A 13,823-nucleotide genomic window follows, 5' to 3' on the forward strand; every position below is an offset into this window, starting at 1 on the left:
GGCGTCGCCCACCTTGTACGGAAAACGTACGGTGAGCGGCGCCGTCGTCGTATCAACGATAGAAAGGGGACGCGGTGTCCCGCTCGGAAAAAGTCTCGTTCGCCGGCTCCACGGGGGAAATCCTCTCCGGCATTATCGATGTGCCGGAAGGCCCGGTGAAGGGCTGGGGCGTCTTCTCGCACGGCTTCACCCTGGGCAAGGATGCACCGTCGGCTTCCCGGATGTGCAAAGCCCTGGCGGACAGCGGCGTAGGCATGCTGCGCTTCGACAACCTGGGCCTTGGCGGTTCCAGCGGGGAGTGGGCCGCGGGTTCGTTCAGCCATAAGGTGGCGGACACGGTCAAGGCTGCCGAGTTCATGCGGAATGAAGGAAAGGCGATTTCCCTGCTGGTGGGGCATTCTTTCGGCGGCGCCGCGGTGCTGGCCGCCGCCAGGGAGATTCCGGAGCTCGACGCCGTCGCAACAGTCGGCGCCCCCTTCTCGCCCAAGCATGTTGCGCATGTCTTTGACGCTGCGCTGGACAAGATCCTGAGTGAGGGCAGCGCCGAGGTGGACCTTGGCGGCAAGCGGGTGGAGATCCGCAAGCACTTCGTGGAGGACCTGGAGAGGGCTGACCTTACAGACTGCATCCGGCAGCTGCACAAGCCACTGATGGTGCTCCACTCCCCCACGGACAACACCGTGGGAATCGAGAATGCCAGCACCATCTTCCAGACGGCCCGCCACCCGCGCAATTTTGTGTCCCTGGAGGGCAGCGACCATCTGTTGACGGGCAAGGGACAGGCGGCACGGGCCGCACGGATTATCGCTGCGTGGGCCGACCAGTACCTCGACGCCGGGCAGTAGCGGCTTTGCCGTCCTCGGAGTAGAGCGGGGCCTTCCCGGGCTGGACCGGTACTTTTCCCGGCTGCACCTGGCGTGCGCCCCACATGCCCTTGTCGTGACCTGAGGGGCCGTGCCGAAGGTCTGCTTCCCGGATGGCAGCCCAACCTGCAGAGATCAGGTACACCTGGCTCACCAGGTTGAACCAGATCAGGAGGCCGATGATGATGGCGAACGGCGCAAGGATGGGGTTGCGGCTGGCGCCTGCCAGCAGTTCGGTGCTGAAGATCTGGAGCACGCCCGTGCCCAGCGCCGCCAGGACGGTGCCTTCCAGCAGTGCCCTGCGGGACAGTTTGAGGCTCGCAGCGAACTTGTACATAATGAGCGCCGTTGCCCAGCCCAGGACCAGGGGAACAGCAATCTTTACGGAGGTGGCCAACGGCCCCGCCAGCGCGTCATCGAGCCGTAGGAAGTCCGAGACCCACCCCGCAGCGGCTCCGAACACCAGGGAAGCTCCCGCGCTGATCACCAGCGCAACACCCAGCAGCAGCAGCGTTCCGGCATCCCGCAGCTTCAGCAGGATGGGGTTGACCGTCAGCGGCGCCAGCTGCAGGACGCCGCGCAGCCCCTCCCGGATACCGGAAATCCAGCGCAGCGAGGTGACCACAGTGACCAACGAGCCGATCACAGCTGTCCAACCCAGCCCGTCCGGATTCAGCAGGTCCTGCGGATCCACCAGCCCGGGGCCGCCGTTGAGCTTCAGGAGCCCGGGCGCACTCGATGCCACACTGCTGATCACCGTGTCCAGGAGGGCCGGCTGTCCCCGCAGGACCAGGCCGGCGATGGAGAAGCCGGTTGTGAGGAGGCCGGTGATGGAGAAAAACATGTTGAAGCCGATGCCGGCGCTCATCAGCGGTCCGCGCTGAAGGGTGTAGTGCCGGAGCGCGCGCATCGGCCGGAATACGTTGAGCCGGGCCAGGATCCACTGGAACATGGCCATCATTGCGGCCAGGGGGCCTCCGCCGGACCTGCGTGCCCTTCCCCAGTCAATCCGTTTCTGGATGACGGCAAGCTTCAGCTGGGCACGTTCAGTGGGAAGAGGCTGCTGCTCCGCCTGCTTTGGCTGCGGCTTCCGCGGCGGCTTCCGCGAATCTGGTGCCGGCGTGGTTGTCAGTTTCGCTCCCAAAGTCCAGCTCTTCCCGTAGCTGCCAAATGCCGTCTGCATCGTGCTCGTAAAGACCCATGCTAACCACGGGGAAGGTGGCCCTGTAGTTCTTCAGCGCCGTTTCCGCCTCATCAAGGCTTTCCGGGGCGACGTCGTGGGCGATGGTGACGTGCGGATGGTAGGCAAAGGGAAGTTCCCGCTGGAGCGGGCCCTGCTGGAGTTTCCCGTGCAGCTCAACACAGTCCTCAAACCCTTCCTCCACGTTGATGAAGACCACCGGTGAAACGGGTCGGAAAGTCCCTGTGCCGGCGATCGTCACCATGAACGGGCTCTGCCGGCGCGCCACCTCGCGCACGTGCTCACACGTGGCGTCCCAGTCATGCGTGGGCGTGGTGGTCACCAGGGTGATGTGGGCAGGCACAACATCCGCCAGCGGGTCGCCGAAGGACGCCCGCCAGCGCTGCAGCTCCTCCGCAATGTCAGGAGGGAACCCCAGGATGACGCCTACGCTGGATGCCATGGCCCTAGCGGACTCCCGCGAGGCTCAGGGAGGGCAGGAAGCCCATGCGCTCATACACCTGGCCAAGGGTGGCCGAGGCAATCTCGCGGGCTCGTTCAGCACCGAGGGCCAGCAGCCGGTCCAGCTCTGCCGGGTCAGACATCAGCTCGTTGGTGCGGTCCCGCAGCGGGGTGACGAACTCGACCACCACTTCGGCGAGGTCAACCTTCAGGTGGCCGTACATCTTGCCCTGGTACTCCGCCTCCAGCTCCGCGATGGACTTGCCGGTCAGCGAGGAGTAGATGGTCAGCAGGTTGGAAACCCCGGGCTTCTCCTCGCGGTCGAACCTGATCTCGGTGCCCGCGTCCGTCACTGCGGATTTAATGCGCTTGGCCGCGATCCTGGGGTCCTCAAGCAGCTGGATGGCCCCGTTGGGCGACTCGCCGGTCTTGGACATCTTGGCACTCGGGTTTTGGAGGTCGTAAATCTTCGCGGTTTCCTTGACGATCGTCGCCTCCGGAACGGTGAACGTTGTCCCGAACCGTGTGTTGAAGCGCTGGGCCAGGTTGCGGGTCAGTTCCAGGTGCTGGCGCTGGTCCTCCCCTACCGGAACCAGGTCCGTCTGGTAGAGCAGGATGTCCGCTGCCATCAGGGTGGGGTACGCGAAAAGCCCAAGCGTGGCGGCGTCCGCACCGGACTTCTGGGTCTTGTCCTTGAACTGCGTCATCCGGGAGGCCTCACCAAAGCCCGTGATGCAGTTCAACGCCCATGCCAGCTGCGCATGCTCGGGCACGTGGGACTGGACGAAGAAGATGCTCTTGTCCGGATCGATGCCGGCGGCGATGTACTGTGCGGCCACAATCCGGGTTCGCCTGGCCAGGTCCGTGGGGTCGAAGTCGACGGTGATGGCGTGGAGGTCAGGAATGAAAAAGACGGCGTCGTACTCCGCCTGCATGTCCACCCAGTTGCGGACGGCACCGATGTAGTTGCCGAGGTGCAGTGAGTCCGCAGTGGGCTTGGCACCGGAGAGGATGCGCTTCTTGGCGGCCGGGGAGGTCTGGCTAGTCATGGGAAGGAAACTTTCGGGGCTTGGAGCTGCGGGCTTAGAGCTGGTAGTCCACTACCAGGGGTGCATGGTCGGAGAAGCGGGTGTCGTAGGAGGCAGCCCGGTCCACGACGGCGGAGATCGCCGAGGCTGCCAGCGCGGGTGTCGCCATGTGGTAGTCGATGCGCCAGCCTGCATCATTGTCAAAGGCCTTGCCGCGCCAGGACCACCAGGTGTAGGGCCCGTCCATCTCACCGGACATGGTGCGGTGGACATCGTGCCAGCCGATCTCTTCACCGAAGAACCGGTCAAAGTAGGCGCGTTCCTCCGGGAGGAAGCCCGCCTTCTTCAGGTTGCCCTTCCAGTTCCGGATGTCCAACGGCGTGTGGGCCACGTTCAGGTCCCCCACCACCAGGGCGTGGTCGCTGTGCTTGGTCAGTTCCGGCAGGCGGGTGCTCATGGCGTCGAGGAAGCGGTACTTGTCATCCTGCTTCGGCGTGCCCGCCTCGCCGGAGTGCACGTAGGCGCTGGCGACAGTCAGTTGCACGCGCTCACCGGCAGTGTCGGTCAGCCGGAAGTCGGCTTCCACCCAGCGCCCGGCCGTAGCGAAGTAGTCGTCACCGATGCCGTTCCGGGTGGCCAGGGGCTCTTCCCGGGAGGCGATAGCCACCCCTGCGCGGCCCTTGGCTTCCGCCTCAGCGTGCAGGATGTGCCAGCCATCACCCAGCAGCTGGCGCACGACCGCGTCCGGGGCCCGGACCTCCTGGAGGCAAAGGATGTCCACCTCGCGCGGTTCCAGCCAGGCCGCCATGCCGTTCTTGTAGGCGGCCCGAAGGCCATTGACGTTGACCGATGCGATGCGAAGGTGGTCCTTCTTCAATGCCGAGCTCACCCGCTCCACTCTAGTCGATGATGGTGCCGGTGACCGGTTCTCCGCTGCCGCCCGACGACTTGATCATGTCGCGGGCATTGGTGGCTGTGATCTCGATGGTTTCCAGGGCACGGTTAATGGTGTCCTGGTTGGCCGCGGCTCCCTTGGCACGCTCGTCCTCCACCACGCGGACCTGCACCTGCACGATCTTGAACGAGTGGTCCAGCTTAAGGTCGCGGACCTCGTCCGCCTCGCTGCGTTCGGACACGACGCGCGTCCCGCCATGGTTGACCGCGGACGACGACGGGCCACGGCCGGCTGCCGTGGTGAAGGCATTCTGGGCTTCAGTCAGCTTGGCTCCGGCCTTCTTGGCGGCCTTCTGGATGCTGAACACCACGAAGCATGCCAGCAGGAGCCAGAAGAGGGCGATCACGGCAACAACCCAGCCCACGACGTCGTTCTGGTTGGCCGCGAAGATGACGGCCACAACGAACGCCGTCACCAGGACCATCAGCCCGGGACCGCTGATGCGGAACAAGGAGAAACCGCCCCTGGCGGGTTTGGCGGATGACTTGGAGCTGCCCAGAGATTGCATGAACCTATTCTCTCAAACCCCGGGGTGTGCTCCCGTCCGCTTCCACCTCCGGCGAACAGCGCCTCCCTCCCCCAACCCAGTAGCGCCAACTGTCGTTATGGGGCACCAAAACGACAGTTGGCGCGACGTGGTTGGGCCCGGGGACTACTTGAGGAACAAGGCCCGCAGGCGCAGGGTGGTCAGCAGCATGCCGACGGCGGTCATCGCCAGGTAATAGCCAACGTGCAGGGGTGTTGCGGCAGTGAAGGTCCCCACGCTGATCTGGCGGAGCAGTTCCACCCCGTGCCAAAGCGGCATGGCCTGGATGAACCACTGGATGGGCTGCGGGTAGACGCTGAGCGGATAGAACGTGGCGCTGAAGAGGAACATGGGGAGCAGGATGAAGTTGATCCAGTCCATCTGCTGGAAGGTCTTCAGGAAGCTGGTAATGCCCATCCCCATGCTGGCGAAGCCAAACGCGATGAGCACCGAGGCCGGGACCATCAGGAGCGCCCAGGGCGAGGTGATCAGCCCCATCACCCCCATGACGGCGGTGAACCCGGTGGCGTAGAGCATCCCCCTCAGCAGCGCCAGGAAGATCTCGCCCAGGGCAACATCCAGCGGTCCCAGCGAGGTGTACAGCATGCCCTGGTACAGCTTGGCAAAGTGCATCTTGAAGAAGACGTTCCACGTGGAGTCGTACACAGCCCCGTTCATGGCCGAGACGGCGAGCAGGGCCGGTGCGATGTAGGCCGCGTAGCTGATCTCGCCGCCGCCCGGGCCCTCCACCGTCCCCACGATGGCTCCCAGCCCCACACCCATCGACAGCAGGAACAGGACCGGTTCGAAGAACCCGGACAGCATGACCAGCCAGTTGCTGCTCCGGGTGGCCATCAGCCCGCGCGAAATGACCGCCCTGGCGTTGCCCGAATAGAGCCTGCCGAAATGCCTGTTGAGGGCTTCCTCGGTGGCGCTTCGTCCCCCTGCCGGAGGTGCTGTCCGGCTCATTGGCCCATCCTTGCCGCGAACCGGCGCCGGGTCAGGACCCAGCCCACCACGGCGAGGCCCGCCAGGACCCCCACGTGCACCAGGGTCAGCAGCGGCGGTTCCTGGTAGCCGTAGCTGGCCACGCGCCCCAGTTCGGTGCCGTGCCAGATGGGTGAGATCCAGCCGATCCAGCGGACCGCCAGCGGGAGCGTGTCCAGCGGAAAGAAGGTGCCGGAGAACAGGAACAGCGGCATCACGATCAGCCGCATCACCAGGGCGAACTGGCCCTTGTCCTCGGTGATGGACGCGGAATAGGCCATCAGCGGCAGCCCGAAGGCCAGCCCGGCGAGTGTTGCCACCAGGATGCCTGCCCACGCCCCGCCGGACGGGGCGGCACCAAACAGCGCGACGGCGGCGAAGTAGACAGCGGACTGCAGGAGCAGGCGGAGCGTCACGGCCATGATGTGGCCAGCCGCGATCTGGGCCGGCGTCAGCGGGGACGCATGGGGGCCAAAGTAGGTCCGGCGCCATTTGAAGCCGGCCATCACCGGGAAGGTGAACTCGTTGGCGGCCGTCATCACCGCGGCGGACACCAGCAGCGCCGGCGCGATGAAGGTCAGGTAGCTGACTCCACCGAAAGCGTCGGCACCCTGCCCGTCCACCAGCGTGGCAAGTCCTACCCCCATGGCAAAGAGGTAGGCGACCGGCTGGCCCACGCTGTACATCAGGATGGACCAGCCGTAGTTCTTCATGACCCGGAGCACTTGCTCTGCGAAGTAGAAGGCACCCCAGCGGCGGGCCTTGGCGGCGGCGACTTCAGGGCCGTGCGCCTGCAGCGCGGAAGGGCCAGGCAGCCCCGGCTCAGTCAACGAGGCTCCTGCCTGTAAGCCGAAGGAAGACGTCCTCCAGTGACGACCTCCGGACCAGCGAGGTCAGCGGCCGCAGGCCGCGGGACGCCACCTGCTCAAGCGCGCCCTCGCCGTCGTCCGCATAAATCAGCACCCGGTCCGGCAGCACCTCCAGACGTTCCCCGAGGCCGTCCAGCTCCGCGCCGATGGTGGAGTTCCGTTCCGATCCGAACCGCAGTTCCACCACCTCGCGGGTGGAATGCTCCCGGATGAGCTTGGCCGGGGAACCCTCGGCCATGATGCGTCCCTTGTCCACCACGATGAGCCGGTCGCACAGCTGCTCCGCCTCGTCCATGTAGTGCGTGGTCAGGATCAGCGTGACGCCCTGCTCCTTGAGCCGGAACAGCCGGTCCCACAGGACGTGCCGGGCCTGCGGGTCCAGGCCTGTGGTGGGTTCGTCCAGCAGCAGGATGCGTGGTTCGTTGATGAGCGAGCGGGCGATGGTGAGGCGCCGTTTCATGCCGCCGGAGAGGGCGTCCACCTTGGACTTCGCCTTGTCCGCCAGCTGGGCGAACTCCAGCAGTTCGTCGGCTTTGGGCCGCAGGTAGCTCAGCGGCAGGCCGAAGTAGCGCCCGTACACGATGAGGTTGTCCCGGACGCGCAGTTCCTCGTCCAGGTTGTCCTGCTGCGGCACCACACCCAGGTGCGCCCGCACTTCCGGCCCCGAGGAATCCGGGTCCAGGCCCATGATGCTGAGGCTGCCCGACGTGCGCCCGGTGACCCCGCCGATCATCTTCATGGTGGTGGACTTGCCCGCACCGTTGGGACCCAGCAGGCCAAAGGACTCGCCCGCCGGGACCGTGAACGAGATGCCGTCCACCGCCGCCACGTCGCCGTACGTCTTGGTCAGGTTCTCGGCCGCGATGACTGTGCCGCGCGGCGGCGGGCTGCCTGCCTGTGCGCCCGCGGGCAGGATGGCTTCGTTGTGCACCCTCCGCAGACTAGTGGAGGGCCAGGGGATGTGGAAGGGGACTTGCAGTTCCGGCGTGCCGGAGGGGATTAACGGGCGACGGCGGCGCGGCACCTTTTGTGCGAAAGGTGCCGCGCCGCCGTCGTGCGCACTGGAAGGGAACTAGGTTGTGATGCCTGCCTGGCGTTCCGCGGCTTCCACCACGTTGGTCATCAGGAGCGCCACGGTCATGGGCCCAACGCCGCCGGGGTTCGGCGAAATCCAGCCCGCCACCTCGGCGGCGGCGGGGTCAATGTCGCCGTGGACCTTGCTCTTGCCCGTTTCAGGATCGGTTTCCCGGGTGACGCCCACGTCCAGCAGGGCCGCGCCAGGCTTGACGTCGGACGCTTTGACGATGTGCTTCACCCCTGCGGCGCCCACGATCACGTCGGCCTGCCGCAGCAGCCCGGACAGGTTCGTGGTGCCGGTGTGCGTCAGGGTGACGGTGGCGTTGACGTTCCGGCGCGTGAGCAGCAGCCCAATGGACCGGCCGATCGTGACGCCCCGGCCAACCACCACCACGTGCTTGCCCGCAAGGCTGTAGCCGTTCCGCTCCAGCAGTTCGATGACGCCCCGGGGGGTGCAGGGCAGCGGCGAGGTGATCTCGCTGTTGACGTTCAGCACCAGCCGGCCAAGGTTGGTGGGGTGCAGGCCGTCGGCGTCCTTGGCGGGGTCGATGCGCTCCAGGATGGCGTCGGTGTCCAAATGCTTGGGCAGGGGCAGCTGCACGATGTACCCGTGGCAGGCGGGATCCGCATTGAGTTCATCAATGAGGGCCTCCACCTGCGCCTGGGTTGCATCTGCCGGAAGCTCGCGCTGGATCGAATTCATCCCGATCTGCACAGACTGCTTGTGCTTCATGGAGACGTACAGCTGCGAAGCCGGGTCCGCGCCCACCAGCACAGTGGCGATGCCGGGAACGACGCCTTTGGCCTTGAGTGCGGCCACGCGTTCGGTCAGCTCGGCCTTGATGGCAGCGGCGGTAGCCTTGCCGTCGAGGATCTGTGCAGTTGTGGTTTCAGGCATGGGTCACCACTGCTCGTGCTGCGGGTAGAGCGGGAAGTCCGCGGCCAGCTTGTCGACGCGTGCCTGCAGGGCCTCGACGTCGGCGCTGCTGCCAGCCTTCAGGGCGGTGGCGATGATCTCGGCAACCTCGGTGAATTCGGCAGCGCCGAATCCACGGGTGGCCAGCGCCGGGGTGCCGATCCGGAGGCCGGAGGTGACCATCGGCGGGCGGGGGTCGAACGGCACGGCGTTGCGGTTGACGGTGATGCCCACCGAGTGCAGGAGGTCCTCGGCCTGCTGGCCGTCCAGCTGGGAGTTGCGCAGGTCCACCAGGACCAGGTGCACATCGGTGCCGCCGGTCAGGACGGAGACGCCAGCCTCGGCGACATCCGCCTGGTTCAGGCGGTCGGCGATGATCCTGGCGCCTTCAAGGACACGCTCCTGGCGCTCCTTGAATTCCTGCGTGCCGGCGATCTTGAAGGCCACGGCCTTGGCGGCGATGACGTGCATCAGCGGTCCGCCCTGCTGGCCCGGGAACACGTTGGAGTTCAGCTTCTTGGCCCACTGTTCCTTGGCCAGGATTACGCCGGAGCGCGGACCGGCGAGGGTCTTGTGCACGGTGGAGGTGACGACGTCGGAGTGCGGGACCGGGCTCGGGTGCAGGCCGGCGGCAACCAGGCCGGCGAAGTGTGCCATGTCCGTCCAGAGCAGTGCGCCCACTTCATCGGCGATGGAGCGGAAGGCTGCGAAGTCAAGGTGGCGGGGGTAGGCGGACCAGCCGGCGATGATGACCTGCGGCTTTTCCTTGATGGCCTGTTCGCGGAGCTTGTCCATGTCCACGCGGAAGGTGTCTTCCTCCACCTGGTATGCCGCTACTTCGTAGAGCTTCCCGGAGAAGTTCAGCTTCATGCCGTGGGTCAGGTGGCCGCCGTGGGCCAGGGACAGGCCCAGGATCTTGTCGCCGGGGGTGATCATGGCGGAGAGGGCTGCCGCGTTGGCCTGCGCGCCGGAGTGCGGCTGGACGTTGGCGTACTCGGCGCCGAACAGGGCCTTGACCCGGTCGATGGCCAGCTGCTCTGCGACGTCAACGTACTCGCAGCCGCCGTAGTAGCGGCGGCCCGGGTATCCTTCGGCGTACTTGTTGGTGAGGACGGAGCCCTGGGCTTCCATCACGGCGCGGGGCGCGAAGTTTTCGGAGGCAATCATCTCCAGGGTGCCGCGCTGGCGGCCAAGCTCCTGGTCCAGGACTGCGGCGATTTCGGGGTCCAGCTCGGCCAGCGGCTGGTTGCTGACGGCTGTGGTTGAGGTGGCTGTGGTAGTCACGGAGAACTCCTGGCTAGGGATTGGGCACTGCTTAGGTCAGGCTACCGGCTGGCGCGTCTTCGCACCGCGTTGATGAACGGGCGTGAAAGCGCGGGGCATGGCGCTGCAGCACTGGACGAAGTGCAGCCCCACTTCCGGCAAGACATGACCCTCGGCCCAGGCGTACGATCCGTGGTCTTCGTGATTGCCGCTCCCTGGTGGTTAGCCACCCAACGCCAGTTGCGACCCTTCCAGCCTACCAAAACCGGTGCCCGCCGCGCGGGTAGGCTTGTACGCGTGAGTGAACAGCAGCTGAACCAAGCGTATGTAGTAACCCTGTCCTGCCCCGACCGGCCCGGAATCGTCCACGCCGTAGCAGGTGCCCTGCTGGTGGCAGGCTGCAACATTCTGGACTCACAGCAGTACGGCAGCCCCGCCACCGGGAACTTCTTCATGCGCGTGGAAGTGACGACGGCGGCATCCGCAGCGGAGCTGCGTGCCGCGCTCGAGCCGGTGGCTGAGGCCTTCGGCATGCAGTGGGGCCTGCACGCCGTGGGCCAGAAGGTGCGCACCCTGGTGATGGCCAGCACGTCCGCCCACTGCCTGAACGACCTTCTGTTCCAGCAGCGTTCCGGCACCCTGCCGGTGGAGATTCCGGCCATCGTCTCCAACCACCAGGACCTGGCCGGGCTGGCCGATTTCTACGGGATCCCGTTCCACTACATCCCCGTGACCAAGGACACCAAGGCCCAGGCCGAGGACAAGCTGCGGGCCCTGATCGCCGAGCACGACGTCGAGCTGACGGTCCTGGCCCGTTACATGCAGATCCTGTCCGATGAGCTGTGCACCGAACTGACGGGCAAGGCCATCAACATCCACCACTCGTTCCTGCCCTCGTTCAAGGGTGCCAAGCCGTACCACCAGGCCCACGCACGCGGCGTGAAGCTGATCGGCGCCACCGCCCACTACGTCACGGCCGCGCTGGACGAGGGGCCCATCATCGAGCAGGAAGTCATCCGCGTGGACCACGCCCGTACCCCTGAGCAGTTTGTGCAGATGGGCCGCGATGTCGAGGGCCGCACCCTGGTACAGGCGGTGCAGTGGCACGCTGAACACCGGGTGCTTCTGGACGGCAACCGGACGGTGGTTTTCAACTAGCTCCGGAACCAGCCGCCCGGCCCTAGGCTGAAGCGATGGCTGACGCACCGAAGCACGCGGACCACGAGGCCGGCCTGAACCGGGGACGACTCAGGGCCTGGACGGGGCGCCTGGACCCAGCACTACCAGTTCCTGGTCCTCCGCACCCCAGGCTCCCCCAACGAGGCGCGGACGACAGAGTCATACTTGGGGCACACAAGCCAGCCCGCCCGGGAGTGGCCTAGGGTGTTGCCATGGCTCCCCTGTACCCTTTCGCCGGCAGCAGCCCGGCAGTCCACGAATCAGCTTTCGTTGCTCCTACGGCGTCCCTCATCGGCAACGCCAGCCTGGGCCCGGACGCCAGCGCCTTCTACGGCGTCTCCGTGCGGGCCGACACCGCTGCCATCTCGGTGGGCGCGGGCAGCAATCTGCAGGACAACGTGGTGCTGCATGCCGATCCTGGTTTCCCCTGCACGGTAGGCGAGCGCGTCAGTGTGGGGCACGCCGCCGTCGTGCACGGCTGCACGGTGGAGGACGACTGCCTGATCGGCATGGGCGCCACGGTCCTCAACGGCGCGGTGATCGGCGCCGGCTCGCTGGTGGCGGCCGGCGCCGTGGTCCTGGAAGGAACCGTGGTCCCGCCCCGCTCGCTCGTGGCGGGCGTTCCGGGGAAGGTGCGCCGTGAACTCACTGATGAGGAGTACGACGGCGTGCGCGCCAACGCTGCCCGGTACGTCGAGCTCGCGGCGCAGCACCGGGAGATGCACGCCTGAATCAGTCCAGGTTGATAGGGCCGATGGCGTCCAGCAGTTCGCCCGGGCCGGGGTTGGCCGGCGCCGACGAACCGCCCAGGTGGTTCACCACGCCCCACACCGCGTTCAGGCCCGTCGTCACCGCACCTTCGGCCCAGCCGGCGGTGAAGGAGACGTCGTCGCCGGCGAGGAAGATGCCGCGCTGGGACTCGGGCAGCCGGTCCTGCTTGAAGTGCGTGAACAGCCGCTGCTGGTAGCGGTAGTGCCCCGGCAGGTTGGCCTTGAAGGCACCCATGAAGTTGGGGTCCGCCTCCCAGGACACAGTGATTGGCTGGCCCACGATGTGGCTGGCGATGTCCACGCCCGGGTAGATCTGCTCCAACGAGTGCAGCATCAGTTCCACCCGCTCGTCTGCGTCCAGGGCGAGCCACTTCAGCGCGTCGTCGTTCCACGTGTAGGAGAGCAGGATGACGGCGGGCTGGTCCGGGCCGTTGTCCAGCAGGTAGGTGGCGCGGTTGAGCCGGTCGGTCAGGGTCATGGACAGGACCTCGTTGCCGGTTTCCGGGTCGATGTCCTTCCAGAACGGCCGGTCCACCATCACGAACGTCTTGGACGACTGCATGTAGTGAGAGCGCTCGATGGCGGTCCACAGCTCCGCCGGGAACAGCGCCTCTTCGGTGTGGATCCGGGTGGACAGCAGCCAGGACTGGCAGGTTGTCACCACGGCCGGGTAGCTGGCTTCGCGGCCCCACCGCTCGCGGACCCGCAGGTTCCCGTCCGGGTCGCGGCTGATTTTGCCGACGGCGCCGCGCGGCGAGCCGGAGTGCAGTGACGCCAGCGAGGTGCCCTCGGGCCAGTGCCTCATGCCCGACGGCGCGTGCTGCCACAGTGCCTCGGGCAACCGTTGGGCTCCCCCGCGGATGAGCCGGTGCTGGTCGTCCGCGTCCGTGTACACCACCCGCAGGATTTCCAGTATGGAGTTGGGGAAGTCGGTATCCCAGCCGCCGGTGCCGAAGCCCACCTGCCCGAATGCCTCGCGGTGCGCGAACCCTGCCTTCTTGAAGGACTCGCTGGCGGCGATGAACCCGTAGAACGTCTGCTCGTCCATCAGTGGCAGCAACTCGTTCCACAGCTCCTTGATACGGGCCGTGTCCCGCGCACGGATGGCGTCCTGCATCTGCGCGAACTTGGCGCCGTCATTCACTGCCGACTTCCACGCGTCCGCAACCTCGCGGAAGAAGGGCGGAAGGTCGGTGGGCTTCTCCGCGTAGTGCTTCTTGCCCGCAAGTTCGATCACCGTGCTGGAGGTGGCCTCGGCAAGCGGGTTGGGGAAATCCTGCGTCTCCAGGCCCAGCAGGTCAATGTAGTGGTAGAACGCCCTGCCGGAGACCGGGAACCGCATGCCGCCCAGGTCCGCAACCACGCCCGGGGCAGCCGGGAAGGCGGCGGTGCGGAGCCGCCCGCCAATCTGGTCCGCTTCGTAGACGACCGGGCGCAGGCCGAGCTTCATCAGCTCATATGCCGTCACCAGGCCGGACAGCCCCGCACCAATAACCGCAACTTCGGTGCCCAGCATGTCCTCCGGAACGGATCCCAGCCCGTCCGGGTGCGCCAGGTAGTGGTCGTAGCTGAACGGGAAGTCCGGATTGAGCATGGTGATGGGCGCGGTTTGCTCTTCCGGGCGCCGGCTGACGCCGTCCTCCGTCAGGGTGGAGGTGCTGGACGGGTCGGAGGCCGGAAGTTCAGTGGCGATGGTCATGGAAGGTCTGCCTTTTGTTATTCGGGGCGTCGGTAAGTGGCTGGGGACG

The 13,823-nt window shown here is 66.4% G+C and carries 14 protein-coding genes and 1 riboswitch; of the genes, 3 read left to right on the forward strand and 11 right to left on the reverse strand.

All coding sequences use genetic code 11. From position 1 onward, the window contains the following. Window positions 1-74: 74 nt before the first annotated feature. Window positions 75-845: an alpha/beta hydrolase family protein gene (locus tag AC5RTT_RS02010; RefSeq protein ID WP_494143797.1), complete on the forward strand. Its 771-nt coding sequence runs from the start codon at window positions 75-77 to the stop codon at window positions 843-845. Here the strand turns inward: AC5RTT_RS02010 and AC5RTT_RS02015 are convergent. The 10 genes from AC5RTT_RS02015 to glyA form a co-directional block, all read right to left on the reverse strand. After that, window positions 802-1,824 (reverse strand): YihY/virulence factor BrkB family protein, encoded by a 1,023-nt coding sequence (locus AC5RTT_RS02015; protein WP_494143798.1) that lies wholly within the window; start codon window positions 1,822-1,824, stop codon window positions 802-804. The genes AC5RTT_RS02010 and AC5RTT_RS02015 overlap by 44 nt on opposite strands. An 85-nt stretch (window positions 1,825-1,909) precedes the next feature. Further along, the gene (locus tag AC5RTT_RS02020) at window positions 1,910-2,506 is read right to left on the reverse strand and encodes a 2'-5' RNA ligase family protein (protein ID WP_494123856.1); all 597 of its coding nucleotides are present in this window, start codon (window positions 2,504-2,506) and stop codon (window positions 1,910-1,912) included. A gap of 4 nt (window positions 2,507-2,510) precedes the next feature. After that, the gene (trpS, locus tag AC5RTT_RS02025; RefSeq protein ID WP_494143799.1) at window positions 2,511-3,554 is read right to left on the reverse strand and encodes a tryptophan--tRNA ligase; all 1,044 of its coding nucleotides are present in this window, start codon (window positions 3,552-3,554) and stop codon (window positions 2,511-2,513) included. A gap of 34 nt (window positions 3,555-3,588) precedes the next feature. Next, window positions 3,589-4,422, reverse strand: a complete 834-nt coding sequence (locus AC5RTT_RS02030; RefSeq protein ID WP_494143800.1) for an exodeoxyribonuclease III — start codon at window positions 4,420-4,422, stop codon at window positions 3,589-3,591. Window positions 4,423-4,432: 10 nt separating this feature from the next. After that, on the reverse strand, window positions 4,433-4,996 hold the full coding sequence (locus AC5RTT_RS02035; protein WP_494010670.1) for a hypothetical protein: 564 nt from the start codon (window positions 4,994-4,996) through the stop codon (window positions 4,433-4,435). Between the two features lie 144 nt (window positions 4,997-5,140). Then, window positions 5,141-5,983 (reverse strand): ABC transporter permease, encoded by an 843-nt coding sequence (locus AC5RTT_RS02040; protein WP_494143801.1) that lies wholly within the window; start codon window positions 5,981-5,983, stop codon window positions 5,141-5,143. Then, window positions 5,980-6,831 carry an ABC transporter permease gene (locus AC5RTT_RS02045; RefSeq protein WP_494143802.1) on the reverse strand — a complete coding sequence of 284 codons (852 nt, stop codon included), beginning with the start codon at window positions 6,829-6,831 and terminating at the stop codon, window positions 5,980-5,982. Before AC5RTT_RS02045 ends, AC5RTT_RS02040 begins: the two co-directional genes overlap by 4 nt. Continuing rightward, window positions 6,824-7,801: an ABC transporter ATP-binding protein gene (locus AC5RTT_RS02050; protein WP_494143803.1), complete on the reverse strand. Its 978-nt coding sequence runs from the start codon at window positions 7,799-7,801 to the stop codon at window positions 6,824-6,826. Before AC5RTT_RS02050 ends, AC5RTT_RS02045 begins: the two co-directional genes overlap by 8 nt. Before the next feature lie 141 nt (window positions 7,802-7,942). After that, window positions 7,943-8,845, reverse strand: a complete 903-nt coding sequence (locus AC5RTT_RS02055) for a bifunctional methylenetetrahydrofolate dehydrogenase/methenyltetrahydrofolate cyclohydrolase (protein ID WP_494143804.1) — start codon at window positions 8,843-8,845, stop codon at window positions 7,943-7,945. A gap of 3 nt (window positions 8,846-8,848) precedes the next feature. Further along, window positions 8,849-10,147: a serine hydroxymethyltransferase gene (gene glyA, locus AC5RTT_RS02060; protein WP_494010675.1), complete on the reverse strand. Its 1,299-nt coding sequence runs from the start codon at window positions 10,145-10,147 to the stop codon at window positions 8,849-8,851. 147 nt (window positions 10,148-10,294) lie between these two features. Continuing rightward, a riboswitch (ZMP/ZTP riboswitch) is annotated at window positions 10,295-10,380 on the reverse strand. Between the two features lie 43 nt (window positions 10,381-10,423). Between glyA and purU the strand changes: the two genes are divergently transcribed. Both purU and AC5RTT_RS02070 read left to right on the forward strand, forming a co-directional pair. After that, the gene (purU, locus tag AC5RTT_RS02065; protein ID WP_494051374.1) at window positions 10,424-11,284 is read left to right on the forward strand and encodes a formyltetrahydrofolate deformylase; all 861 of its coding nucleotides are present in this window, start codon (window positions 10,424-10,426) and stop codon (window positions 11,282-11,284) included. A 233-nt stretch (window positions 11,285-11,517) separates the two neighbouring features. After that, on the forward strand, window positions 11,518-12,036 hold the full coding sequence (locus AC5RTT_RS02070; RefSeq protein ID WP_494143805.1) for a gamma carbonic anhydrase family protein: 519 nt from the start codon (window positions 11,518-11,520) through the stop codon (window positions 12,034-12,036). Window position 12,037: 1 nt separating this feature from the next. Here the strand turns inward: AC5RTT_RS02070 and AC5RTT_RS02075 are convergent, their stop codons facing one another. Then, entirely contained in the window at window positions 12,038-13,774 is a 1,737-nt protein-coding gene (locus AC5RTT_RS02075) for a flavin monoamine oxidase family protein (RefSeq protein WP_494010679.1), read from the reverse strand. Window positions 13,775-13,823: the final 49 nt, after the last annotated feature.

Source organism: Arthrobacter sp. Y3221157 (assembly GCF_059089865.1).

Bases quoted from the DNA above. Each gene is read 5' to 3' on its own strand.
- AC5RTT_RS02015 (WP_494143798.1), bottom strand. From the start codon at position 1,824: ATGATGGCCATGTTCCAGTGGATCCTGGCCCGGCTCAACGTATTCCGG.
- AC5RTT_RS02020 (WP_494123856.1), bottom strand. From the start codon at position 2,506: ATGGCATCCAGCGTAGGCGTCATCCTGGGGTTCCCTCCTGACATTGCG.
- trpS (WP_494143799.1), bottom strand. From the start codon at position 3,554: ATGACTAGCCAGACCTCCCCGGCCGCCAAGAAGCGCATCCTCTCCGGT.
- AC5RTT_RS02035 (WP_494010670.1), bottom strand. From the start codon at position 4,996: ATGCAATCTCTGGGCAGCTCCAAGTCATCCGCCAAACCCGCCAGGGGC.
- AC5RTT_RS02040 (WP_494143801.1), bottom strand. From the start codon at position 5,983: ATGAGCCGGACAGCACCTCCGGCAGGGGGACGAAGCGCCACCGAGGAA.
- AC5RTT_RS02055 (WP_494143804.1), bottom strand. From the start codon at position 8,845: ATGCCTGAAACCACAACTGCACAGATCCTCGACGGCAAGGCTACCGCC.
- AC5RTT_RS02070 (WP_494143805.1), top strand. From the start codon at position 11,518: ATGGCTCCCCTGTACCCTTTCGCCGGCAGCAGCCCGGCAGTCCACGAA.
- AC5RTT_RS02075 (WP_494010679.1), bottom strand. From the start codon at position 13,774: ATGACCATCGCCACTGAACTTCCGGCCTCCGACCCGTCCAGCACCTCC.